At 68.3% G+C, this 24,348-nt stretch carries 22 protein-coding genes; 6 read left to right on the top strand and 16 right to left on the bottom strand.

All coding sequences use genetic code 11. The features are described 5' to 3' along the window. The 9 genes from AC6R2M_RS01975 to polA all read right to left on the bottom strand — a co-directional run bounded on the left by AC6R2M_RS01975 (position 1) and on the right by polA (position 9,308). Positions 1–738: a M48 family metallopeptidase gene (locus AC6R2M_RS01975; protein ID WP_500484982.1), complete on the bottom strand. Its 738-nt coding sequence runs from the start codon at positions 736–738 to the stop codon at positions 1–3. 110 nt (positions 739–848) lie between these two features. Beyond that, positions 849–1,265, bottom strand: coding sequence for a DUF2852 domain-containing protein (locus AC6R2M_RS01970; protein WP_500484980.1), 417 nt, complete (start codon positions 1,263–1,265; stop codon positions 849–851). A gap of 165 nt (positions 1,266–1,430) precedes the next feature. Continuing rightward, on the bottom strand, positions 1,431–3,248 hold the full coding sequence (locus AC6R2M_RS01965) for a polyhydroxyalkanoate depolymerase (protein WP_500484978.1): 1,818 nt from the start codon (positions 3,246–3,248) through the stop codon (positions 1,431–1,433). A 91-nt stretch (positions 3,249–3,339) separates the two neighbouring features. Then, complete coding sequence (locus tag AC6R2M_RS01960) at positions 3,340–3,765, bottom strand: GNAT family N-acetyltransferase (RefSeq protein ID WP_500484976.1); 426 nt, start codon at positions 3,763–3,765, stop codon at positions 3,340–3,342. Positions 3,766–3,842: 77 nt separating this feature from the next. After that, positions 3,843–4,130, bottom strand: a complete 288-nt coding sequence (locus AC6R2M_RS01955; RefSeq protein ID WP_500484974.1) for a DUF1330 domain-containing protein — start codon at positions 4,128–4,130, stop codon at positions 3,843–3,845. A gap of 15 nt (positions 4,131–4,145) precedes the next feature. Next, positions 4,146–4,868 (bottom strand): orotidine-5'-phosphate decarboxylase, encoded by a 723-nt coding sequence (pyrF, locus tag AC6R2M_RS01950; protein WP_500484972.1) that lies wholly within the window; start codon positions 4,866–4,868, stop codon positions 4,146–4,148. A gap of 25 nt (positions 4,869–4,893) precedes the next feature. Beyond that, positions 4,894–5,385 (bottom strand): ATP-binding protein, encoded by a 492-nt coding sequence (locus tag AC6R2M_RS01945; RefSeq protein ID WP_500484970.1) that lies wholly within the window; start codon positions 5,383–5,385, stop codon positions 4,894–4,896. Then, positions 5,289–6,086: a PAS domain-containing protein gene (locus AC6R2M_RS01940; RefSeq protein ID WP_500484968.1), complete on the bottom strand. Its 798-nt coding sequence runs from the start codon at positions 6,084–6,086 to the stop codon at positions 5,289–5,291. Before AC6R2M_RS01940 ends, AC6R2M_RS01945 begins: the two co-directional genes overlap by 97 nt. A 276-nt stretch (positions 6,087–6,362) precedes the next feature. Then, entirely contained in the window at positions 6,363–9,308 is a 2,946-nt protein-coding gene (polA, locus tag AC6R2M_RS01935; RefSeq protein WP_500484966.1) for a DNA polymerase I, read from the bottom strand. A gap of 539 nt (positions 9,309–9,847) precedes the next feature. Here polA and AC6R2M_RS01930 point away from each other — a divergent pair. Continuing rightward, positions 9,848–11,266, top strand: a complete 1,419-nt coding sequence (locus AC6R2M_RS01930; protein WP_500484964.1) for a dipeptidase — start codon at positions 9,848–9,850, stop codon at positions 11,264–11,266. A 43-nt stretch (positions 11,267–11,309) separates the two neighbouring features. Here AC6R2M_RS01930 and AC6R2M_RS01925 read toward each other — a convergent pair whose 3' ends face one another. From AC6R2M_RS01925 to AC6R2M_RS01915, 3 genes are all read right to left on the bottom strand, one after another. Further along, entirely contained in the window at positions 11,310–12,542 is a 1,233-nt protein-coding gene (locus AC6R2M_RS01925) for a GGDEF domain-containing protein (RefSeq protein WP_500484962.1), read from the bottom strand. Positions 12,543–12,846: 304 nt separating this feature from the next. Then, entirely contained in the window at positions 12,847–13,197 is a 351-nt protein-coding gene (locus AC6R2M_RS01920) for an arsenate reductase (RefSeq protein ID WP_500484960.1), read from the bottom strand. A 208-nt stretch (positions 13,198–13,405) separates the two neighbouring features. Next, positions 13,406–14,383, bottom strand: a complete 978-nt coding sequence (locus AC6R2M_RS01915; RefSeq protein WP_500484958.1) for a Bug family tripartite tricarboxylate transporter substrate binding protein — start codon at positions 14,381–14,383, stop codon at positions 13,406–13,408. A gap of 213 nt (positions 14,384–14,596) precedes the next feature. On the opposite strand from AC6R2M_RS01915, the gene AC6R2M_RS01910 reads away from it, so the two are divergent. The 4 genes from AC6R2M_RS01910 (at position 14,597) to AC6R2M_RS01895 (ending at position 19,385) form a co-directional block, all read left to right on the top strand. Then, on the top strand, positions 14,597–15,448 hold the full coding sequence (locus AC6R2M_RS01910) for a MipA/OmpV family protein (RefSeq protein ID WP_500484956.1): 852 nt from the start codon (positions 14,597–14,599) through the stop codon (positions 15,446–15,448). Between the two features lie 103 nt (positions 15,449–15,551). Then, the gene (locus tag AC6R2M_RS01905) at positions 15,552–16,373 is read left to right on the top strand and encodes an alpha/beta fold hydrolase (RefSeq protein ID WP_500484954.1); all 822 of its coding nucleotides are present in this window, start codon (positions 15,552–15,554) and stop codon (positions 16,371–16,373) included. Positions 16,374–16,486: 113 nt separating this feature from the next. After that, positions 16,487–16,645 carry a DUF3563 family protein gene (locus AC6R2M_RS01900; protein ID WP_500484952.1) on the top strand — a complete coding sequence of 53 codons (159 nt, stop codon included), beginning with the start codon at positions 16,487–16,489 and terminating at the stop codon, positions 16,643–16,645. 274 nt (positions 16,646–16,919) lie between these two features. Beyond that, entirely contained in the window at positions 16,920–19,385 is a 2,466-nt protein-coding gene (locus AC6R2M_RS01895; RefSeq protein ID WP_500484951.1) for a transglycosylase domain-containing protein, read from the top strand. 131 nt (positions 19,386–19,516) lie between these two features. Here the strand turns inward: AC6R2M_RS01895 and AC6R2M_RS01890 are convergent, their stop codons facing one another. From AC6R2M_RS01890 to AC6R2M_RS01875, 4 genes are all read right to left on the bottom strand, one after another. Continuing rightward, positions 19,517–20,572 (bottom strand): hypothetical protein, encoded by a 1,056-nt coding sequence (locus tag AC6R2M_RS01890; RefSeq protein ID WP_500484949.1) that lies wholly within the window; start codon positions 20,570–20,572, stop codon positions 19,517–19,519. After that, a complete protein-coding gene (locus AC6R2M_RS01885) occupies positions 20,569–20,982 on the bottom strand; it encodes a phage holin family protein (protein WP_500484947.1) in 414 nt (137 codons plus the stop codon). Before AC6R2M_RS01885 ends, AC6R2M_RS01890 begins: the two co-directional genes overlap by 4 nt. Beyond that, complete coding sequence (locus AC6R2M_RS01880) at positions 20,972–21,754, bottom strand: hypothetical protein (RefSeq protein WP_500484945.1); 783 nt, start codon at positions 21,752–21,754, stop codon at positions 20,972–20,974. The genes AC6R2M_RS01885 and AC6R2M_RS01880 overlap by 11 nt, the downstream gene beginning before the upstream one ends. A 122-nt stretch (positions 21,755–21,876) precedes the next feature. Then, the gene (locus tag AC6R2M_RS01875; protein ID WP_500484943.1) at positions 21,877–22,017 is read right to left on the bottom strand and encodes a hypothetical protein; all 141 of its coding nucleotides are present in this window, start codon (positions 22,015–22,017) and stop codon (positions 21,877–21,879) included. A 238-nt stretch (positions 22,018–22,255) separates the two neighbouring features. On the opposite strand from AC6R2M_RS01875, the gene dnaK reads away from it, so the two are divergent. Beyond that, entirely contained in the window at positions 22,256–24,187 is a 1,932-nt protein-coding gene (dnaK, locus tag AC6R2M_RS01870) for a molecular chaperone DnaK (RefSeq protein WP_500484941.1), read from the top strand. Positions 24,188–24,348: the final 161 nt, after the last annotated feature.

Here is a 24,348-nt window from a genome sequence, read left to right as displayed (position 1 = left end):
TCAGCCGAAGTCGATGGCGTGGAGCGAGGACCCGTGGCGTTTCAGCCAGCTCCGCCCCTCCTCCGTCGCCGGGCAGAGCCGGCGGCAGAGCGCCCAGAAGTTCGGTCCGTGGTTCATTTCCCGCAGATGCGCCACCTCGTGCGCGGCGAGATAGTCGAGAACGGCGGGAGGGGCCATCACGATCCGCCAGGAGAAGGACAGGCGGCGCGTCGAGGAACAGGAGCCCCAGCGGCTCACCGTGTCGCGCAGCGCGAGACCGGACGGCCGGATGCCGACGGCCGCGGCATGGCGTTCGACGGCCGCGTCGAGATCGCGGCGCGCCTCGCGCACGAGGAAGTCCTTCACCCGGCGGGCGACATGCGCCTCGTCCCCGCCGACGAAAAGGACCGGCCCCTCCGCCGTCTCCTTGAAGGACACGGCGCGACGCCCGGCCTCGCGGCGCACCGTCAGCACGCCGCCGCGAAAAGGAAGGACGCTGCCATCGCCCACGACCTGCGTGCGCGCGACCTTGAGCAGGCGATCGGCGGCCCAGCCCTCGTGACGCTTCAGGAAGTCGAGGATGGTTCGCGCGGGCGTACGCTTCGGGACCGTCAGCCGCAGCGCCTCGCCGCCGGGCGCGATACGCATCACGATGCGGCGGGCCGTTGCGTGCTCGCGAAGCTCGACCGCGACGTCCCGCCCGCCGACGACGATGCGCTCGGGCACCTTCGGGCGAAGCGAACTCAAGGCCTTGAACATGGTTTGCCCCCGTCCGGCGAGACCAGACGAGGGCATGACATGGAGGGGCACCCCTCGCAAGGACCGGCGCTCGCGGACGGGCGTGACGCCCGCCGCACGCTCGACCGAGATCAGTTGGCGTCGACGATGTTGCTCGCCTGACGACGCTCGCGCATGAAGCGGTCGAACTCCTCCTGGTCCTTGGCGCGGCGCAGCTCGCGGACATAGGTCTCGAACTCGGCGCGGGACTCTTCCAGCTTGCGACGCTCCGCGTCGAGCCGCTTCAGCTCGCCCTCGCGCCAGTCGTCGAAGGCGACGTTGCCGGTGCGGCCCTCGCCGAAGGGAAGGTTTGCGCCCGAGCGGCGCAGGCCGCCCATCACGCGGTCGGTCGTGCGGTTCACGTCACCGCGGAAGGCTTCGAGGCGGTCGCCCCACAGGATGTAGGCGAGGACGGCGAGGCCGAGCGGCCAGTAGACGATGAAGCCGAGGACCATCAGAGCGATGGTCGCGGGCGTCCAGGCGGGACGGATCAGGGCGGTGGAGCTCATCAAGCGACTTCCTTGTTCCAGAAAAGACGGCGAACGGAACCTCGCCTTCCTTCGAGATGGGTGTCGCCCGATGGCCGTTCAATATTGATTCGAAGACGCGAAAAGGGCGAGCCGCTTATCCGCGGCCCGCCCCGTATCCTCGGTCTCAAATCGTGCCGGCCGCGATCAGCGGCGACGGGTCCGCTCCATCGACTTGGCCTTGCGCCGCTGCTGGCGCGTCGGCTGCGTCGCCGGCCGGGCGGCGGACCCCGGAGCAGACGCCGCCTCGGGCGCCGCGATCGCCGGCTCGAGAGCGGGGGCGGCCAGCGGCTCGCCTGCCGCCGGCTCCAGCGCGGAGCTGGCCTCGATCACCGGATCCTCCGTCGCGGCGATCAGCTCGGCGACCGTCTCCTCCGGCTCGCTCGGCTGGAGCAGCGTCTCCACCTCGGCCTCGGGCAGGATGGCGGCCGCCTTCGCCTCCGGTTCTTCGACGGCCACGGCGGCGGGCTCGTTCACCGGGGCGGCGGGTGCCGCCTTGGCGCGGCGCACCCGCTTGGCCGGCGGGCTCGCCGCCGGCTTGGAACCGGCGCCGGCCGTCGCCGCGGCGACGATCTCAACGCCCGCAGCGTCCTTCGCGGCCGGCGCGAGGCCGGCCAGCGCGAACGCCGAGGTCAGGCTGTCCGACGACACGGCCGCGGGCGCCTTGTCCACCAACTGCTCCACGGCCTTGCCCGCCGGCGGCGCGGACGATGCGGCCTTCCGCTGCTCGCTCGCCGTCCGGCCGTGCGTCAGCGCGAAATCGACGATGCGCGGCGCGATCTCGGAGCGGAAGCGCGATCCGTTGAAGACGCCGTAATGGCCGACGCCCTTCTGAACGTAGTGGACGCGGTTCTCGTCCGGGATGGAGGTGCAGAGGCGATGGGCGGCCTCGGTCTGGCCGAGCCCGGAAATGTCGTCGTTCTCGCCCTCGATGGTGAGAAGCGCCGTGCGCCTGATCCGGCTCGGGTCGATCCGCTCGCCGCGATGGTGCATCTCGCCCTTGGGCAGCGAATGCTTGATGAAGACCTCGTCGACGGTCTGGAGATAGAACTCCGCCGTCAGGTCCATCACCGCATTGTACTCGTCGTAGAAGGTGCGGTGCTTCTCGGCCGAATCCCCGTCGCCCTGCACGAGATGCCAGAAGAAGTCCTTGTGGCTGATGAGATGCCGGTCGAGATTCATCGACATGAAGCCGGTGAGCTGCAGGAAGCCCGGATAGACGTCGCGCAGGAAGCCGGGCTGGGGAAACGGCACCTTCATGATGACGTTGTCGCGGAACCACGCGATGCCGCGATCCTCGGCGAGCTTGTTGACGGCCGTCGGATTGATGCGCGTGTCGATCGGCCCGCCCATCAGCGTCATGGAGGACGGCGCGCGGTCGTCGCCCCTCGCCTCCATCACCGCCGTCGCCATCAGGACCGGCACCGCCGGCTGGCAGACGCCGACGACATGCACGTCGGGGCCGATGAAGTGCAGGATCTCGATCAGATGGTCGACATAATCGTCGAGATCGAAGCGGCCGGCCGACAGTGGCACGAGGCGCGCATCCGTCCAGTCGGTGATGTAGACCTCGGCATAGGGAAGCAGCGCCTCGACCGTGCCGCGCAGGAGCGTCGCGTAATGGCCCGACATCGGCGCGACGACGAGGATCTTCGGGTCCTTGCGGCGCGTCTCGGGCAGAGCGCGCTCGAAATGCAGGAGGCGGCAGAACGGCTTGACCCAGATCTCGCGATCGGCCACGGGCACGCGCACGCCATCGACCGACGTCTCGTCGAGGCCGAAGGCCGGCTTGCCGTAGACACGGGTCGTGCGCTCGAAGAGCTCGGCCATCGCGGCGACAGCGCGCCCCACCTCCGTGCGGGACGCCGGGTTCAGCGGGTTCTGATAGATCGCCTTCGTCGCGTCGGCGACGGCGCGCCAGGGAGCGAGGGCGGCATGGTTCCATTCGTAGAACTGGTACAACATCTGCTCCCGATCAAAGGGCGTGCGCCCGTTCGAAGGCCTTCCGCCGGATAGGAACGCAGACAGCGCGGCGGCGGTTCGATCGCGCGAGCCTTCAGAGCCATTTCACCATCGCCACGCGGTCCCTCGGACACGCGCCGACCGGCGTTTCTGCAACGAGCCGTTCCTCGAACGTAGCGTTGCCCGGCTGGTGTGGAACTGTCAGAAAGCCACACCTGGCGTAAAAAGGCGCGTTGAACGGGACGTCGCGATAGGTCGTGAGGCCGATGGCGCGGTGGAAGAGCGCCTTCGCCTCCCCGCAGATCGCGGCGACGAGACGCCGCCCGATGCCTCGACGGCCGAAGGCCGGATCGACGCCGAGCTCCACCATCCAGTAGAGATCGCCGAGGTCGCGCCCCGCGACATAGCCGACCGGGCGCCCGTCCGCCTCGGCGACGAGAACCGTATGGCGTGCCAGGAAGGCGGCGAAATCGCCGGGAGAGACGAGCGGCGCCGGCGTATGCGGCCCATGCGCGCTCAAAAGCGCACTGGCCGCATGTTCGACGTGCAGGAGCCCGGCCTCGTCTCCCGCTCGGAACGGCCGGACGAGGGCCGCGGTCAGACGCCTTCGACGAGGACGAGCTCGCCGTCGGCGGCCTCCTTGCGGATCGCGACGGCCTCCTGATACTCGGGCGAGTTGTAGCAGGCCAGCGCCTCCTCGACGCTCTCGAACTCGATCACGACGTTGCGTTCGCGCGCCTCGCCTTCCAGCTCGTGATAGGGCCCGCCGCGGACGTGAAACTTCGCGCCGTGCCGTTCGAAGGCCGGCTTGGCGGTCGCGACATAGTCCTTGTAGCGCTCGGGGTCCTTCACCGAGATGCGCGCGATCCAGTAGGCCTTGGCCATCGTCTTCCCTCCTCGTTACGAACGCTCGTTCGCGGAACCGTGCAATGCCGCGTCCACCTCCGCAAGGATGGCGCGCGCGGCCTCCCGAGGATCGGACGCCGACACGATGGGCCGGGCGACGACGAGATGCGAGGCGCCGTCCCGCAGCGCGTCGCCGGGCGTCACCGCCCGCTTCTGGTCGTCGAGCGCGGCGCCCGCCGGCCGGATGCCGGGCGTGACGATCGCCAACTGCGGCCCGAGAACCTTGCGCACCTCCGCGGCCTCGGCGGCCGAAGCGACGATGCCGCCGAGCCCGCAGTCGCGTGCCTGCGCGGCGCGGCGCAGCACGAGATCGCGCACGCCGCCCGCATAGCCCGCCTCGCGAAGGTCCGCCTCGTCGTAGGAGGTCATGACCGTGACGCCGAGCACGGTCAGGGACGTGCCGGACGCGGCCTTGGCGGCGGCGCTCATGGTCTGCGGATAGGCGTGGACGGTCAGCATGGAGATGCCGAGCGACAGAACCGCCTCGACACCCTTCTGAACCGTGTTGCCGATGTCGTGCATCTTCAGATCGAGAAAGACCTGCTTGCCCGACCGGGTGAGGTCCCGGACGAAGTCCAGTCCGCCCGGCGCATAGCCGAGCTGATAGCCGATCTTGTAGAAGGAGATGTCGTCCCCGAGCGTCTCGACCATGGCCGACGCCTGGCCCACGTCAGGGAGGTCCAGGCCGACGATCAGGCGCTCGCGCGCCGATGCCATGGAATCGTGCGCGTCCGGCAAACCGTCAGTCCTCGGCTGGAATGTCCACCGTCACGGTCGTGCCGACCGTGCTCGTGTTCACGTCGATCCTGGCGTCCAGCCCCTGCACCAGGGACATGATGATCCGCTTGCCGAGCCCGCCGGACTGGCCGTCGCGCCTGGGCGCGGTCTCGGCGCGCGTGTGAAGCACCGACTTCGGATCGTCGGAAATGGAGTCCGCGATCTCGCGCGCGATGTTGCGCTCGTCCGGCCCGGTGACGAGACCGCCGGGCGCGCCGCCCGATCTCGGGTCCGCCAGCCATTCGCGGCCCTGCGGCAGGCCGACGCCGTCGTCTACCACCGTCATGCGGATCACGCCAGCCGAAAGCATCTTCAGCCGCGCCTCGACGAGGCCTTCGTCGCGATCCACGAAAGCGTGCTTCAGGGCGTTGGTGATGAGCTCGGAGAAGAGCAGGCCGACGCGCGCCGCCTTCTCGACATCCACCTCGATCGCGTCGCAGTCGATGTTGATGCGCACGGAATTGCGGCCGTCGAGATGGCCGATCGTGGAGGCGATGCGGCTGACATAGGCGCCGAGCGGCGCGAGCGCGAGGATGCGACGCCCGCCTCCGTCATCTCCTGGTAGAGGAGCTGAAGGCTCTCGATCCGGCGCGCCAGCGCGTTGAAGGCGTCGCTGCTCGTCTTCACGCGCGACTGCATGCGGACCATGCCGATGATCATCGACAGATGGTTCTTGACGCGGTGCTGGATCTCGCCGAGCGCGACGTCCAGCCGCTCGCCGGCGTCCGCGTCCTCGCGCGAGACGCTGGAGTCGCGGCCCTCGCTCATGTCGCGCTGCACGCCGAGGAAGCACTGCAGCTCCTCGTTCTCGTTGTAGAGCGGCGTGATCATCAGCCGGTTCAGGAACTTCGTCCCGTCCGCGCGATGATTGATGATGTCGATGGAGATGTCGCGCTCGGCCTTCAGCGCCTCGCCGATCTCGCGGGCATGCCTCGGGTCCGTGCCCTCCCCCTGCAGGAAGCGGCAGTTGCGGCCGATGATCATCTCCGCCGAGTAGCCGGTGATGCGCTCGAACGCCCGGTTGGCGTAGACGATCGGATTGTCGTCCAGATGCGGATTGGTCAGGACGAGCGCCAGCGGCACTTTCGCCAGCGCGGCGGCCGTGATCCCCTCCGGCATGGTCGAACCGCCACCCGGTTCGAACTCCTTCTGTGCCATCCAGTCCCCCGGGGCGGCCGCGCACCGGCCTTGGTTCAAGATTATCGAATGCCCAACCGAGTTCCAACACGATTCGCGCAGCGGCTCGGCCGGATAGGCGGATCACAAGGCAATTGCGTGGCGATCCGGTGTTCTAACTGGCATCCACGCCCTGCGTTCCAAGGCTTCGGGCACAATGTCGCAGAGCTATGCAACCCCTATGACGATGACGTGAGCGGCAATGAGCCGGCGAAGCGTCGCCGGCTGCAACCTTTGGTTCGTAAAACCCGGACCGGCTCAATGGGCCTCGTCCCAGTTCAAAGCCGCTCGCGCGTCCACCACCAACGGCACGGCCAGTTCCACGACGGGTGCGCTGACGCCCTCCATGACGCGGCGGATGACCGGGATCGTCGCCTCCACCTCGTCGTCGGGCACCTCGAAGACGAGCTCGTCATGGACCGACAGGAGCATGGCGGCGGAGAGCCCTTCCTCCTCCAGCGCGTCTTCCATGCGCACCATCGCGCGGCGGATGATGTCGGCCGCCGTTCCCTGGATCGGCGCGTTGATGGCGGCGCGCTCGTTGAAGGCGCGGATCGAGGGGTTGGAGTGGCGGATGTCGGGATAGTGCGCCCGGCGCCCGAACAGCGTCTCGACGTAGCCGTGCTCGCGGGCATAGGCCTTGGTCGCGTCCATGTAGTCGCGGATGCCGGGGAAGCGCTCGAAATAGCGCTTGATGTAGAGGCCGGCCTCTTCGCGCGGGATGGAGAGCTGGGCGGCGAGGCCGAAGGCCGAGATGCCGTAGATGATGCCGAAATTGATCGCCTTGGCGCGGCGGCGCACGTCCGCCGGCATGCCCTCGACGGGCACGCCGAACATCTCCGAGGCGGTCATGGCATGAATGTCGGTGCCGTCCACGAAGGCCTGAACGAGCTGCGGGATCTCGGCCATGTGCGCCAGGATGCGAAGCTCGATCTGGGAATAGTCGGCCGAGACCAGCTTGAACCCCTTGGCCGCGACGAAGGCGGTGCGGATCTCGCGTCCCTCCTGCGTGCGGACCGGGATGTTCTGCAGGTTCGGCTCGGTCGAGGAGAGCCGCCCCGTCGTCGTCGAGGCGAGCGAGTAGGAGGTGTGGATGCGGTCCGAGCCGTCCATGTGGAGCGGCAGGGCGTCGGTGTAGGTGCCCTTCAGCTTGGTGATCTGGCGCCAGTCGACGATGCGGCGCGGCAGCTCGTGCCCCTCGGCCGCCAGCTCCTCCAGAAGTCGCGCGTCGGTGGCCCATTGGCCGGTGCGGGTCTTCTTGCCGCCCGGCAGGCCCATGCGCCCGAACAATATGTCGCCGAGCTGCTTGGGCGAGCCGATGTTGAACGGCTCGCCGGCCATAGCGTGGATGTCGGCTTCGAGGCCCGCCGCCTTCTGCGCGAAGCGACCCGAGAGACGCGAGAGGATCTGCCGGTCGGCGCGGATGCCGCGCTCCTCCATCCGTGCCAGCACGGGCAGGAGCGGCCGCTCCAGACGCTCGTAGACATGGGCGAGCCCTTCCGCCGCAAGGCGCGGCTTGAGAACGCGCCACAGCCGCATCGCGACGTCCGCCCCTTCCGCGCCGAGGCCCGAGACATCCTCGATCGGCAGGGTCGCGAGCGCCTTCAGTGACTTGCCGCTGCCCGTCAGCGTCTTGCGGACCAGGGGCTCATGGCCGAGGACGCGCTGGCAGAGCTCGTCGCGCCCGTGCCCCTGCGTCGAGGACGAGGCGTCGAGCGCGTAGGAGATCAGCATGCCGTCGTCGAGGCTTTCGACGACGATGCCGTGCCGCCGCAGAACCAGCCAATCGAACTTGAAGTCGTGCCCGATCTTGAGGATCGACGGATCTTCCAGAATCTCGCGCAGCAGGTCGAAGGCGACGCGCTCCGGCACCTGTGCCCCGAGCCGCGACGCGGCCTCCTCGTCGCCGCCGAGGAGATCGCCCGCTCCATCCGCCACATGGGCGATCGGCAGATAGGCGGCCTCGCCCGGCGCGACCGCCAAGCCGATCCCGACGATCTCCGCGCGCATCGCCTCCGGCGCGTCGGTGAGGACGCTTAAGCCCAGATGTCCGCTTTCGCGCGCCTTCGCCAGGAACGCGCCAAGCGCGGCCTCGTCGCGGATGGCGGGGTAGGCCGAGCGGTCGAAGGGGATCGACGGCACGGACTCCAGACGGGATTCGACCAGCGCCCTCGGCGTCAGATTGAAGACCGCGCCGTCCCCGCCGCTCTCGGCCAGAGCGGCGCCGGGTTGCGTCTCGGGATCGAGATCGGGGCCGCGCGCGGGACCGCCGACGTCGATCTTGGCCGCCTGGACCTCCGCCGCCTCAGTTCCCAGCGCGGCCGAGACGCGCCGCGTCAGCGTCGTGAACTCCATGGCCTTGAGGTAGGAAATCAGCTTCTCGCCGTCGGGTTCGTGGATGAAGAGGTCGTCGAGCCCTTCGCCGTCGCCCAGCGGCACGTTCTGATCCAGCGTCACGAGGCGCTTGGAGAGGCGCGCCTGCTCGGCGAAGGCGACGAGGTTTTCGGAGGCCTTCTTGGCCTTCACCTCCGAAGCGCGCTCCAGAAGCGCCTCCAGCGTGCCGAACTCGTCGAGGAGCTTGGACGCGGTCTTCGGCCCGATCCCCGGTACGCCGGGCACGTTGTCGGAGCTGTCGCCGACCAGCGCCTGCAGGTCGATCATCTTGTCCGGATAGACGCCGAACTTGTCGAAGACCTCCTGAGCGCCGAGGCGCTTGTCCTTCATCTGGTCGTAGAGCTTCACGCAGGGCCCGACGAGCTGCATCAGGTCCTTGTCGGAGGAGACGATGGTGACGTCGCCGCCCGCCTCCAGCGCCAGCCGCGTATAGGTGGCGATCAGGTCGTCGGCCTCGAAGCCCTGCTTCTCGATGCAGGGCAGATCGAAGGCGCGCACGGCTTCGCGGATGAGCGCGAACTGGGGAACGAGGTCTTCGGGCGGCGCGGTGCGGTTCGCCTTGTACTGGTCGTACAATTCGTTGCGGAAGGTCGTCGAGGAATGGTCGAAGATGACCGCGAAATGGGTGGGCGCGACGCCGACCGAGGTGTCGCGCGACTCCTCCACCAGCTTCCAGAGCATGTTGCAGAAGCCGGAGACGGCGCCCACCGGCAGTCCGTCGGACTTGCGGGTCAAGGGCGGCAGCGCATGGTAGGCCCTGAAGATGTAGGCCGAACCGTCGACGAGGAAGAGGTGATCGCCCTTTTTCATGGGCGGTGCAGTAGCGCGCGCGCGAAGCGCTGTCCATGAGACGAAAGCGCGGGCCGACGTGGAAGCCCGGGAGGAAACGGCCACAGGCGCCGGCGGCCTTACGAAAGCTTAATGCCCGCGATCACGAACTTGTGATCGGACGATCTTGAACGCTTTCGCACGAAGGCGCATTTATCGATCAACGACGCGACGCAAGCGTCGTGTTCGGCGCAAAGCTCGTCCCCCGCTTTCGACGCCGAATGATGAGCGGGCAGTCCCATCCCCCCTCTCGGGACCCCCGCTTTACCAGAAAGGGCCGTCGCGACAATCCCCCTCCAGTCCGCGACGGCCTTTTTCGGGCCTCCTTCCCGACATTTTCGAAGACTTGTTGCGACATCGCAACGCACGCATGCACGTCGCTGACGTCGTCTCCATCCGGGCGGCCCGGTGCCGACGATCGGCTCGTCCGCTTCGACCGGTCGCTCGGCCGGACCCGGCGAAAGACGATTCCGACTTTCGGACCGATGCGGTAGACCTTCCGCCGACATCGTTCTTCCGACATGCAAGGACCATCATCCATGGCCGGCCTCGACAGCGTCCTCTCCTGCCTCGACCTCAATCTCGACGCCTCGGTCGAGCGGTTGCGCGACCTTCTGCGCATTCCCTCGATCTCGACCGACCCGGCCTATGCCGCCGACGTTCGCCGGGCCGCCGAATGGCTGGCGAAGGACCTTTCCGCCATCGGCTTTTCCGCCCGCGTCGCGGAGGCCAAGGGTCACCCGATGGTCGTCGCCCATCACGACGGCGCAGGCGAGAGCGCGCCGCACGTCCTCTTCTACGGCCATTACGACGTCCAGCCGGTGGATCCGGTCGATCTGTGGGACCAGGACCCCTTCGACCCGCAGGTCCTCACGCGCGACGACGGTTCGCGGATCATCACCGGGCGGGGCGCGGCCGACGACAAGGGCCAGCTGATGACCTTCGTCGAAGCCTGCCGCGCCTATATCGCGGAGACGGGCTCCCTGCCCTGCCGCGTCACGATCTTTCTCGAGGGCGAGGAAGAGTCCGGCTCTCCCTCGCTCCTGCCCTTCCTCGACGAGAACCGCGACGAGCTCTCCGCCGACATCGCCCTCGTCTGCGACACGGGCATGTGGGACCGGGACACGCCGGCGATCTCCACCGGCCTTCGCGGCCTCGTGGGCGAGGAAGTGGTGCTGAAGGCCGCCGACATGGACCTTCATTCCGGCTCCTTCGGCGGCGCGGCGGCCAATCCGATCACCATCCTCGCCCGGATCCTCGGCCAGCTTCACGACGAGAACGGCCGCGTCACCATCCCCGGCTTCTATGACGGCGTCGCCGAGGTGCCGGCGGAGATCCGCCGCATGTGGGACGGGCTCGGCTTCGACGAGGCCGAGTTCCTCGGCGCGGTCGGCCTGTCCGTTCCGGCCGGCGAGCGCGACCGCTCGGTGCTGGAAAAGCTCTGGGCCAGGCCGACGGCCGAGATCAACGGCATCGAGGGCGGCTATACGGGGCGCGGCTTCAAGACCGTCCTGCCGGCGCAGGCCAGCGCCAAGGTCTCCTTCCGCCTCGTCGGCGATCAGGATCCGGTCTCCGTGCGCGAGAATTTCCGCCGCTTCGTCACCGAGCGCCTGCCGGCGGACGTCAGCGCGGAGTTCTACGAACACGGCGGCTCGCCCGGCATCCAGCTGCCCTTCGACTCCCCCGCCGTCGCGACGGCCCGCGAGGCGCTGTCCGACGAATGGCCGAAGCCGGCCGTCCTCATCGGCATGGGCGGATCGATTCCGGTCGTCGGCGAGTTCCAGCGCCGGCTCGGCATGCCCTCGCTGCTGATCGGCTTCGGCCTCGACGACGACCGCATCCATTCTCCGAACGAGAAGTACGAGATGAGCTCCTTCGCCAAGGGCCAGCGCTCCTGGGCGCGCGTCCTCGCCGCGCTCGGGCAGAAGGGCGTCTCCTAGCCGGAACCCGCCGCGCCCCCGGAGGAGCGGGACCGTCTCCCGGTCAGCAGGCGTGCCGTCTGCCGATCTGCGCAGGCTGGTCGATCGCGAGCTCGAAGGCGAAGCGGCCTCGTCCTCGCCTCTTGGCCGCGTAGAGCGAGCGATCCGCCGCGGCGAGCAGATCCTCGATCGGGCGCGGCGGGTCGCCGTCGCTTCGGGCAACGCCGACACTGACCGTGACGATGTTCACGCCGTCTCCGCGGGCAGGATGGGGAATGGCCAGACCCTTGACCGCCTCGACGATCGTATGGGCGAGGCGCGCGGCCTCCGCCTCTCCCCGGCCGCGCAGCACGAAGGTGAACTCTTCTCCGCCGAACCGGGCACAGAAGGCCTCGTCCGTTTCGGACGCAATAAGCGCGAAGGTCGCGGCGACCCGCCGGAGGCAGTCGTCCCCCTCGGGGTGGCCAAGCGCGTCGTTGTACAGCTTGAAATGGTCGATATCGATCATCATCACTGCGACAGCCTGCCCTTCACGAAGCCATGCTTCCAGACGGTCCGACAATTCGCGTCGGTTCGGGAGGTGGGTCAGCGCGTCCGTCCGCGAGAGACCCCGGTAGATCTGGCTGTCCGTCAGGGCGCTACGCGCCTCCAGTCGCGCACCGAGCGTCCTCAAGTAGTCCAGACAGCGGCGACGCTCTTGGCGGTAGTTCGCGTAAAGGCCGAAGATACAGGCCGTCGTGATCTGAACTGCGAACGCAAAGGCGATCGGGGGTTCCAGTCCACTCTTGGTGGCAAGCGCTAGGAGCGTCGACAGCAGTGCGCAAAGCGTGAAGAGGATTGCGTTCGGGAAGCGCAGGACCAGGAGCATGGTCGCGAAAATGATCGTCAGCGGCAACTCACCGAACGTGTAGAGACTGACCGGCTCGCGCGATATCCAAAACAGGAAGAGCGGCACGAAATAGGCGTTGACGACCCCGAGCGTTACGAGGCGTTCGGCCCATGACGATCTCGTCCGTCCGATCAGCCATGCGAGAGCCAGAGAGGTCGGCGTCACGAGGCCGAGGCGCAGCATGACGGACAGCAGGACAACGTCGGGCAGGAGAACGACGCTGGTGATGTTGTAGACGTTGTAAATAACGAGGCCGAAATAGATCGCGCCCCGCAATTCCCCTATGCGCCGCTCGCCGTTTTCTTCGTCGTAACGCGTCTGGATCGGCGAGACGAAACACAGCCACCGATCCATAGGATCTCGGTTGCCGAAGCCGAAAGCATCTTGCAAGGCGGTGGTCGTGCTCATGGTGCGCCTGTCGGTTCAAGACCGACAGTGGCGCTCATCGGTAAATTTCGAGCAAAGCGCGCTCGAAGAACTTCTCGCTGCAACGCCCTTCAGTTATCAATTTCATACGAGAACCCGAAAGAACTTACGACAGGCAATCTGACGTTGCGTCGCATGTCGAGCAACGGTCGCACCCTTTCGAGGCTCTAACGCTCCGATCGAGGTCACCACGAGCCTGCGCGCATCCGATCGCGAGCGCCCGCACGACGACCCTGTGCGGAAGCGATGAGACGGTGCGGGCTTCATCTGTCGGAACGACGCCTCTTCAGCCGAACAGCGCCTCGTACTGCGCCGGCTTGAAGCCGACATGGATCGCCCCGTCCCGTTCCAGCACGGGGCGCTTGATCATGGAGGGCTGCGCCGTCATGAGCGCGATCGCCTTCTCATGCGTCAGATCCGCCTTGTCCGCCTCCGGGAGCTTGCGGAAGGTCGTCCCGGCTCGGTTCAGGACGCTCTCCCAGCCGGCACTCTCGCACCAGCGACGTAACTGATCCTCCGACACGCCCTCGGCCTTGAAGTCGTGGAAGCGGAACGCGACGCCGCGCTCGTCCAGGAAGGCCCGCGCCTTCTTCACCGTGTCGCAATTGCGGATGCCGTGGAGGACCGTTTCGGCCATGGATCGTTCCCTTCGCTTTCACCGGCATTCGATCTTAGAGCGCCGTGCGTCCGATTGGACGCACAAAGGTCGCTCCAGTTCTTTGAACCTGCGCATCAGCCCTTCCGAAAATCGATTCCGATTTTCGGGCCGATGCTGCAGGCCGGGCATGAAAAAGGGGCGGATCGCTCCGCCCCTCGATGGTTCGAGACCGGAAGGGCCGAACGGCTCAGTCCATCCGGACGCCGGCCGACTCGATCACCGGGCCCCAGCGCTCCACCTCCGAGCGCACATGCTCGCCGAGCGCGTCGGCGCCCTCCGCCACGATGATCGCGCCGGCATCCTCCAGCCGCTGCTGGATTTCCGGATCGTTGACGGCCGTGAGCGCCGCCCCTTCCAGAACGTCGATCACCTCCTGCGGCGTGCCGGCGGGCGCGAAGAGCGCGTTCCAGGAATTGGTGTCGTAGCCCGGCACGCCAGCCTCCTCCATGGTCGGGAGGTCCGGGAAGTTGCCGGCCCGCTCGGTCGTGGTCACCGCCAGCGCGCGCAGCTGGCCGGAGCGGATGGGCTCGGTGGCCGAGGGAAGGTTGTCGAAGATGATCGGCACCTGGCCGCCGATCACGTCGATCAGCGCCGGACCGGAGCCCTGATAGGGCACGTGGGTCATGTCCGTTCCGGTCAGCTCCTTGAAGAGCTCGCCGGACAGATGCAGTGGCGTGCCGTTGCCCGAGGAGGCGTAGATGTAGCCCTCCGGGTCCTCCTTCAGAAGCGCGATCAGCTCCTCGACGGTCTGGGCCGGGAAGTCCGGGTTGACGGCGAGGACGTTCGGCACGGTCACGAGCCAGGCGATCGGCTCGAAATCCTCGACCGGGTCGAAGGGCGGGTTGGCGTAGAGCGAGGCGGAGAGCGCGTGGGTCGCGATCGTGCCCATGAGGATGGTGTAGCCGTCGGGCTCGGCCTGGGCGACCGCCGTCGCGCCGAGCGTGCCGCCCGCGCCCGCGCGGTTGTCGACGAGAACCTGCTGGCCGAGTTCCTGACTCATCCGGGCCGCGACGATGCGCGCGACGAGATCCGTCGAGCCGCCGGCCGCGAAGGGCACCACGAGGGTGATGGGCTGGCTCGGGAAATCGGCCTGCGCGCTGGCGGGCGCGAGCGATGCAGCAAGGGCACCGAACGCCAGAACGGCGCCGGACAGTAGGTTCTTCATCGTGATCGGTCCTCCATCGGCCGTCCTTTCGGCCAGAAAGGGGAAAGGTAGCGGGGTCTCCAGCCCCGGACAAGCTCCGTGCCCCGTGGCCGAACGGCCACTCGGCACCGCCAAACCGCCCTTCCCCCGCAGCCGGTGATTGAACATTGAATGTTCCGCCCGACTAATGACGCCCAAAGGAGCCGCGAAGGCTGCCACCGGAGTCCGAACGTCTTGTCCCATCACCGCATCGCTTTGGTCGCCCTCCTCGCAGGCGCGGCCGCCCTCTCGGCCGAGCCCGCCTTCGCCCAGACGCCCGCCGGCCAGCCGCCCATCGGCATCGACACCTCCGAGGTCGCGATCGCGAACAACGCCGATCTCATCGTGGAGCTCGGCGTCGGCGGACGCGTGCGCCCGCGCTATCTCGGCGCCGACGAGTACATCGTCACGCCCTTCCCGATCATCAGCGTCGACTATCTCTCGATCCCCGGCCTCTTCACCGTCGGCGGATCGGACCGGGTCGGCGGACTGACCTTCGGCCCCTCCTTCGGCCTGATCGGCTCGCGCGACGCGGGCGACGATTCGGACCTGACCGGCACCCGCGCCCTCGACGAGACCTATGAGCTCGGCCTGCGGATCGGCTACGAGCACGCGCTCGACCCGATCTACGGCGTTGAGGTCTACGGCGCGCTGCGCGGCGCCTTCGGCGAGGCACGCGGCGTGACGGGCGACCTCGGCGTGGACGCCATCGCCCGCCCCTCGGACATTCTGGAGCTGAAGCTCGGCCCCCGCGCCACCTTCGCCTCCACCGACTACGTCTCGACCTATTTCTCGGTCTCGCCCGCCGAAAGCGCGGCTTCGGGCGGCCGCCTCGACGCGTTCAGCGCCGACGGCGGCTTCACCTCGGTCGGCGTGGACGCGTCGGCACGCTACGAGTTCCGGCCGAACTGGTTCGCCCGAGCCGAGGCCTCCTACGAGCGGCTCGTCGGCGACGCGGCGGATTCTCCGATCGCGGCCGTCGGCTCGCGCGACCAGTTCTCCGTCGGCATCGGCCTGTCGCGCCGCTTCTCCTTCGACATCTTCTGAGCCGGCCGTCCCGGCCCCTCGATCACTTCAAGCTGATCGCGGGGCCGGAACGGTCCGGATTCCGCGTGCATTGGCTCTGCTCCAACCCGAAGGAGCATGAACCATGAGTTTCGTCGAGACGAAGGACGGCGTTCGACTGTTCTACAAGGACTGGGGCCAGGGCCGCCCCATCGTCCTCATCCACGGCTGGCCGCTGAGCGCCGACATGTGGGAGGACCAGTCGCTGGACCTCGCCGCCCAGGGCTTCCGCGTCGTCGCCTACGACCGGCGCGGCTTCGGACGGTCCGACCAGCCCTTCCGGGGCTACGACTACGACACGCTCGCCGACGATCTGGCGGCGGTGCTCGACCATCTCGACCTTCAGGACGCGGTGCTCGTCGGCTTCTCCATGGGTGGCGGCGAGGTCGCCCGCTACATGAGCCGGCATCAGGGCAAGCGCGTCGGCAAGGCGGTCCTGGTCTCTGCGGTCACGCCCTTCATGCTCAAGACCGAGGACAATCCGGACGGGCTGGACGGCTCCACCTTCGACGGCTTCGTCGAGGAACTGCGTCGCGACCGCCCGCACTTCCTAGCCGGCTTCGGCAAGACGTTCTTCGGGGTCGGGATCTTGTCCTCGCCGGTCTCGGACGACGTCCTGAACTGGACCTTCGGGATCGCGATGCAGGCGAGCCTTCCGGCCACCATCGCCTGCGTCGATTCCTTCGGACGCACGGATTTCCGCCGGGACATGGCGCATTTCAACGTGCCGACGCTGATCATCCACGGCACGGGCGACGAGATCGTGCCGTTCGACACGGCGGCCCGGAACGCGCATGAGCGCATCGCCGGCTCGCAGCTCATCCCCTACGACGACGCCCCGCACGGTCTCCATTTCACCGAGAAGGACCGGCTGACGAGCGATCTGGCGAAGTTCGCCCGTCTCTGAGCCGCTTCGCTTCACGGAGAGCGCATGCCTGACATGCGCTCTCCCGCATTGCGGCATGGCCTTCGCAAGCCCAGATTGGTCGTGGGTGGAACAACGTAAGAAGGAGAAGCCGAATGAACATCGTCGGACGTTTCCGTCGCGCCGTGACGCCCCTGTCGCAGAATGAGCGCGAGCATGCCTATCTGGAAGGCGCAGCCTCGCTGACCGACCTGGAGCGGCGTCAGAAGGACATCGATCGCGGGCTGTTGCGCCTGCGCCGTTTCGGCTACTGAGGCCCGGAGCGGTTCGTCCGCCCGGTTAAGGCGGTCTTTCCCGATGAGAATGCCCGAAGGCCCGGAAACGGGCCTTTGTCGCGTCCGAGGCACGTCAAAACGCCGCATTCGGCTGGAATGTCGGGCGCGTGTCGATGCGAGGCCCGGGCACGTTCGGTCGCGGACGTTCAGGGCGAGTTCAGGCTGGGCGGGCATGGTGCCGTGTTCCGGCGGACGAGGTCGGCGATCGACCTGAAGGCGCGGCGGCGCGCAATGCATCAAGAGGGGGCTGTCGATGGGCCTTGGACGCAGGCAGACGCGGATCGAACCGACCTTCGGCCAGGAGCCGGAAGCGGACGATGATTTCCGGCTGTCGGCCGACGACCGGGCCGTCGTGGACACCGCTCCCAGCGCGATGGCCGCGCGGCGCAGAAGCGCGCCCGCCAAGACGACGGGACGCGCCTCGCGCGCCAAGTCCGGCGGCGCTGCGTCCGGCGGCCGCGGCTCGGCCGGGGGTGGCGGTGGCGGCGGCTTCTTCGGTCGTCCGCGCCGGCGTCGGCGGTCCTTCCTCGGCCATCTGGTCCGCCTCGGAATCGTCGCCGCCTTCTGGGGCGTGATCGGCCTCGGCGTCGTCGTCGGCTATTTCGCCATGACCCTCCCCGACGAGGTCTGGGTGGTCCCGGACCGCCCGCCCAACGTCAAGATCGTCTCCTATGACGGCGAGCTCCTGGCCGACCGGGGCCTGACCGGCGGCGAGGCCGTCTCGCTCGACCAGATGAACGCCCACATTCCGCAGGCCGTCATCGCGATCGAGGACCGCCGCTTCTACGATCATTTCGGCGTCGACCCGATCGGCATCGGCCGCGCGCTCGTCGAGAACCTGTCCGCCGGCTCGACGGTCCAGGGCGGCTCGACCCTGACGCAGCAGCTCGCCAAGAACGTCTTCCTGACGCCCGAGCAGACCATCCAGCGCAAGATCCAGGAGGCGATCCTTTCGGTCTGGCTGGAGGCGAAATTCTCCAAGGACCAGATCCTGGAGATGTATCTGAACCGCGTCTATTTCGGCTCCGGCGCGACCGGCGTTCAGGCCGCGGCGCGGCGCTATTTCGACAAGAACGCCTCCGACGTGACGCTGTCGGAGGCGGCGATGCTGGCGGGCGTCCTGCAGGCGCCCTCGCGCCTGTCGCCCGTGCGCAACCCGGACGGCGCCAAGGCCCGCGCCTCGGTCGTCCTGTCGGCCATGCGCGATGCCGGCTTCATCTCGTCCGAGGAGCTGGAAGCGGCCCGCGCCAACGAGCCGACGATCGCCCGCGCCTACTGGACCGGCGGCGAGCACTACGCGGCCGACATGGTGATGCGGGACCTGCGCCAGCTCGCGCCCGACATCACCGAGGACGTCGTCGTCGAGACGACGATCGACATGGATCTGGAAAAGCGGGCCGAGACGATCATCAAGGAGACGATCGACAACGCGACGCAGAACGTCACGCAGGGCGCGCTCGTCGCGCTCGACGGCACCGGCGCGATCCGCGCCATCGTCGGCGGGCGGGACTACAACGAAAGCCAGTTCAACCGCGCGGTGGACGCCAAGCGCCAGCCGGGCTCGACCTTCAAGCCCTTCGTCTGGGCGGCCGCGCTCGAACAGGGCTGGCGGCCGGAGATGGTCGTCAACGACGCCCCGACCCGGATCGGCAACTGGAGCCCGTCGAACTACGACAACCGCTTCCGCGGCGCCGTCACGGTCGGCGACGCCCTCGCGCTGTCGCTGAACACCATCGCCGCGCAGCTCACCGCCGAGGTCGGGCCGGCGCGCGTCATCGAGACCGCCAAGCGGCTCGGCATCGCCTCGCCGATGCAGGAGAACGCCTCGATCGCGCTCGGAACGGCCGAGGTCTCGCTTCTGGAGCTGACGGGCGCCTTCGCCCCCTTCGCCAACGGCGGCTATCAGGCAACGCCGCATCTGGTGAACCGCGTCACCACCGTATCGGGCCGCGTCCTCTACGAGCGCGGCGCGGGCGTGCCGCCCATCGTCGTCGATCCCGACGTGGCGGCGATGATGAACCAGATGACGACGCGCGTCATCACCAACGGCACCGGCCGACGCGCCGCCATTCCCGACTGGCAGGCGGGCGGCAAGACCGGCACGACGCAGGAGTTCAAGGACGCCTGGTTCGTCGGCTACACGGCCAACCTCACCACCGGCGTCTGGTTCGGCAACGACAACGGCGCGCCGATGCGACAGGTGACCGGCGGCGCCCTGCCGGCCGAGGCCTGGAAAGCCTTCATGGTCGCCGTGCACGAGGGCCTGCCGCCCGTGCCGCTGCCGGGCAGCGACCGGATCGAGCGCCAGCGGCAGCTCGACCAGCAGCCTCAGCCGCAGGAGCCCGTTCAGGTCTATGTCGACCAGTGGGGCAACTATGTCGACCAGTACGGCAATCCGGTCGATCCCTACGGCCGTCCGCTCGGCGGCGAGGGCATGGTCTCCAACGAGCCCCAGCGCACCCTGCCGACCATGCGCGGCGGCGAGAGCGAAGGCTACGCCGTCGTTCAGCCCGAGACGCAGCCGGACTACGTGCCGGTCGCGCCCGACGGCACCTTCGCGGGAAGCGACCAGTACGGCCAGCCGACGCGCATGGCGCCGGCCGAGATCGGGCCTGCCCGCGTGGTGCGCCGCGACGAGCTTCCGCCGGACGCCGTGCTCGAAGGACCGGTGGAGCGCTCCATCGACCGTTCGCTCTTCCGCGGCCTCTTCGGCGGGTGATCTGAGACCTTCCGTCCTGATGGCGCTCAACGGCGGCATCATCCACGAATGTCTGCGCGAAAGCGGCATCTCATGAAAAAGGCCGCGCCGTTCCTCCGGCGCGGCCTTTCATCGTTTCGGCGCCGATCGGGCTAGATCAGCCCTTCCTTGCGGGCGTCGTCCTTGGCGGCCTCGCCGGCGCGGCCGATGACCGAGGAGGCCTTCTGCGCCAGGGTCTCCCCTTCGCCGGAGGGCTTCAGCCCCTTGTTCTCGGCCTCCTCGTCGGCGGCGCGATAGGCCTCGCCCGCCACGTGCTCGGCCTTGTGGAGCGTGTCGCGGCCGTAGTCGAGCGCGTCGTCGCGCAGGCGGTCGCGGGCCTCGCCGAACAGCTCGTCCTCGCGCCGCGTGGAGGGCAGCGCCGCCCCCACTGCCGCGCCGATGGCGAGCGCCACGGCACCGACGATCAACGGCTCTTCCTGCAGCGTGTCGAGGAAGGTTCGGCGCGCCCGCGAACCGTAGTCGCCGACCCGACGCGCGGTGTAGGCGCCGCCGCGATAGGCGCGGTCGCCCGCATCGTACATCGCGTCGCGCGCGTCGTGCATGGCGTGGCCGACCCGGTCGGATGCGGAATGCGCCGCGTCCGAGACGTTCGCGCCGGCGGCGCGGGCCTTGTCCGAGATGGAGGACGACGCGGACGACGCGGCCTGTGCCGCGCTCGATCCGGCCGAGGCCGCCGCCGAGCCGACACCGGAGGCCGCGCCCTTCGCCCGGTCCATCAGACCCGGGCCGTCCCGGTCCGCGTCGCGACCGCCCGAGGCGTGGCCAGACGCCGAGCCGTAAGGCCCCTCGCCCACGACATGCGGGCGACCGTCAGCGATCGGGTAGCCGCCGCCGGAGAGGCGGTCGCGGTCGAAGGGGCGATAGCCCTCGTCGCGGTCGCCGTAGCGATCGCCCCTGTCCCGCACGCCCGATCCGACGAGGAGCCAGGCGAGGCCCGCGCCCACGAGGCCGAGCGCCAGCGGGTTGTCGCGCACCTGCCGGTTCAGGTTCTTCACCATGTCCGCGCCCTGCCCTTCGCGGACATAGCCCGAAAGCTCGTCGACGATCTGGCCGAGCGAGAACTTGTCCTTCAGCTGGTCGAGCGTCTGATCGACATTGTTGCGGCGCGCCTCCGCCTCGCGGGCGAGACGTTCGGTCTCTTCGCTCATCGGGTCTGCTCCTTCACGAGTTGCCCGTCCTTGCGCAGCTGCTGCGCGGTCATTTCGGGGGTGAGGTTGGAGGGTTCGAGGTCCTTCTTGCCCTTGGCGAGGAGCATCGCCCCGATGGCGGCGATGACGACGCCGACGATGAGCGCGGCCCAGGCCGGACCCATCTGCGCGACGTTGGCCAGGGCCGCCACGAGCGCGGCTGCCAGGACGTTCAGGGCGACGAGCAGGCAGATGGCGCCCGCCAGGATCGAGCCGCCGCCGACTTCGACCTGCCGGATCTTGTCGGAGATTTCCGAGCGGATGAGGCGGCCCTCGGTGCGCAGGAGCTCGTTGCCCTCGCGCATCAGGTCGCCGATCAGGTCAGGAACGGAGCGCGTCTCGCGCGGCGTATCGCGGGGATCAACGGACATTGTCACCTCCCGGGCGGTCGGTCATGCTGTCGGAAAGTCCGGTGCCGGAGGGACCGGGCTCGCTGGTCATGCCGGCAAGACCCGCGCTCGACACGGCGGGGCGCGAGGCGGTGGTGGCAGAGCCGCTCGCCGCGCCGCCGAACGAACCCTCGGCGCCGGATCGGGCCGTGCCGTAGGAGCGGTCGGAAGCGCTCGCGGACGAACCGTAGCGTCCCGAGCCGTACCGCCCGTCGCCGTAGCCGTCGGAGGACGCACGATACCGGTCTCGCGAGGGCGAGCCGTATCCGTCGTCGCGGTCATGCTCGCCGGAGGCACGGGCGAAGCGGCCGAGCGCGACGCCGGCCAGCGCCGCGCCGATGAGGAAGGCGGCAGGCTGGCGGCGTGCGAAGCCCGCCACCGAACGCGTCAGTTCCTGGACGCTCTTGCCCTGAATGGCACCGGCGACCTGTTCCAGTCCCGAGGCGGCCTCGCGCACGAGGTTGGCGGCCATGGACTGGTCGCGCTCGCCGAGCTCCTCGGACGCCTTGCGGACAGCGGCGGTGAAGTCGTTCAGGTTCTCGGCCGCGATGGACTTGCCGGCTTCGGCCTGTTCCATGGCCTTCTCCTTGGCGCCGGAGGCGAGGCGCGACGCTTCGGAGCGCACGCTCTGCCCGGCGCGGCTGGCCTCCTCGCGGGCCGAATCGGCCTCGCGCGTGGCCGCGGCGCGCACGCGATCGGCCATGTCGTTGTTCGAGCCGTCCGGCGGACGGGTCGTCTGGGTCTCGGAAACCATCGGATTCTCCTCTCTGCGGCATGACTGCGCAACGCCCCGGAGATGGTCCGGGCCGGCGGCAGGCGATGCGATTCTCTGGGAAGGGGTGCCTGGAACGTGACGTCCGTCCCGCGAACCCGCCGTCAGGCGAGGCCGAGGAAGGACAGGACGAACAGGACGACGACGATCACCCCGATGATGTAGATGATGCTGTGCATGGGGCCTCTTTCCTGATCGCCGCCGGGCTGGCGGCGTGCTTCATCCCTAAAGGCGGGGTGCGGCACTCCGTTCCAAACCGGGTTGTTCGCCTGCAACGGTTTCGCGCCCTGCGCGAGCGCGCATGTCCGCGCGCAGACCGCCTTGCGCCCCCAAAAGCCCGTTCATATATAGCCGCCAGCCGACCGGACCGGTGCTCGACCAGCACATGAGGACCGGCCGCTGGAACCGCTTTTGGGCCCGCCCCCTGGAACGCCTCGACGTGAGGGTCCCGGCGGGTCGCTTTCGAAGAAGGAGAATTCCGACATGGCCAAGGTGATCGGCATCGATCTCGGCACCACCAATTCCTGCGTCGCCGTCATGGACGGCAAGAACGCCAAGGTCATCGAGAACGCGGAAGGCGCGCGCACGACGCCCTCGATCGTGGCCTTCACCGGAGACGGCGAGCGTCTCGTCGGCCAGCCCGCCAAGCGCCAGGCCGTGACCAATCCCGAAGACACGCTCTTCGCCATCAAGCGTCTGATCGGCCGCACCTTCGACGACCCGACCACCCAGAAGGACAAGGGCATGGTGCCCTACTCCATCGTGCGCGCCGACAATGGCGACGCCTGGGTTCAGGCGGGCGGCTCGAAGCACTCGCCCTCGCAGATCTCCGCCATGATCCTTCAGAAGATGAAGGAGACGGCCGAGTCCTATCTCGGCGAGAAGGTTGACAAGGCCGTCATCACGGTCCCGGCCTACTTCAACGACGCCCAGCGTCAGGCCACCAAGGACGCCGGCAGGATCGCGGGCCTCGAGGTGCTGCGCATCATCAACGAGCCGACGGCGGCAGCGCTCGCCTACGGCCTCGACAAGAACGACGGCAAGACGATCGCGGTCTACGATCTGGGCGGCGGCACGTTCGACGTGTCAATCCTGGAGATCGGCGACGGCGTCTTCGAGGTGAAGTCCACCAACGGCGACACCTTCCTCGGCGGCGAGGACTTCGACCTGCGTCTGGTCGACTACCTCGCGACCGAGTTCAAGAAGGACCAGGGCATCGACCTGAAGGGCGACAAGCTCGCGCTCCAGCGCCTGAAGGAGGCCGCCGAGAAGGCCAAGATCGAGCTGTCCTCCTCGGCGCAGACCGAGATCAACCTGCCCTTCATCACCGCCGACCAGACCGGCCCGAAGCACCTGACCCTGAAGCTCACCCGCTCCAAGTTCGAAAGCCTCGTGGACGATCTCGTGCAGCGCACGGTCGGCCCGATGAAGGCGGCGCTGAAGGATGCGGGCCTGTCGGCCAACGAGGTGGACGAAGTCGTCCTCGTCGGCGGCATGACGCGCATGCCCAAGGTGCAGGAGACGGTGAAGCAGTTCTTCGGCAAGGAGCCGCACAAGGGCGTGAACCCGGACGAGGTCGTCGCCATGGGCGCCGCGATCCAGGCCGGCGTCCTGCAGGGCGACGTCAAGGACGTGCTACTCCTCGACGTGACCCCGCTTTCGCTCGGCATCGAGACGCTGGGCGGCGTGTTCACGCGCCTCATCGACCGCAACACGACCATCCCGACCAAGAAGAGCCAGGTGTTCTCCACGGCCGAGGATTCGCAGAACGCCGTGACCATCCAGGTCTTCCAGGGCGAGCGCGAGATGGCGGCCGACAACAAGATGCTCGGTCGGTTCAACCTCGAGGGCATTCCGCCGGCTCCGCGCGGCGTGCCGCAGATCGAGGTCACGTTCGACATCGACGCCAACGGCATCGTCAACGTCTCGGCCAAGGACAAGGGCACCAACAAGGAGCAGCGGATCACGATCCAGGCTTCGGGTGGCCTTTCGGACGCCGACATCGAGAAGATGGTGAAGGACGCCGAGGCGAACGCGGAGAACGACAAGAAGCGTCGCGCCGCCGTGGAGGCCAAGAACCAGGGCGAGAGCCTCGTCCATTCGGCCGAGAAATCGCTCGCCGACTACGGCGACAAGGTCTCGGCGGACGACCGCAAGGCCATCGAGGACGCGATCGCGGACCTGAAGGCCGAGCTGGAGAAGCCCGAGGCCGACGCCGAGGCCATCAAGGCCAAGTCCGACCGGCTCGCGGAAGCGTCCATGAAGCTCGGCCAGGCGATGTACGAGGCCTCCCAGGCCGAGGCGGACGCCTCCGCCGGTCCGGCCAATGACGGCAGCGCGGGCGAGCGCCGCGACGACGTCGTCGATGCGGACTTCGAGGAGGTCCAGGACGAGGACCGCAAGAAGTCGGCCTGAGGCTTTCGCCTCACCTCGCAGCGATCCATTAGGGCTCCGGCGGAAGCGCCGGGGCCCTTTTGCTTTTGCCGGGCACACGAAAGATGCGGCGCTCGTTTACCCTTCCGTGCGTCACAACCTGTGCGATATGACGGGACAGCCCGCCGAAATGTATGGTTGCC

The sequence above is a fragment of the Aureimonas sp. CAS genome (assembly GCF_059838215.1).
Note: the sequence above shows the minus strand (reverse complement) of the source record. Positions and strands in the feature narration are given on the sequence as shown.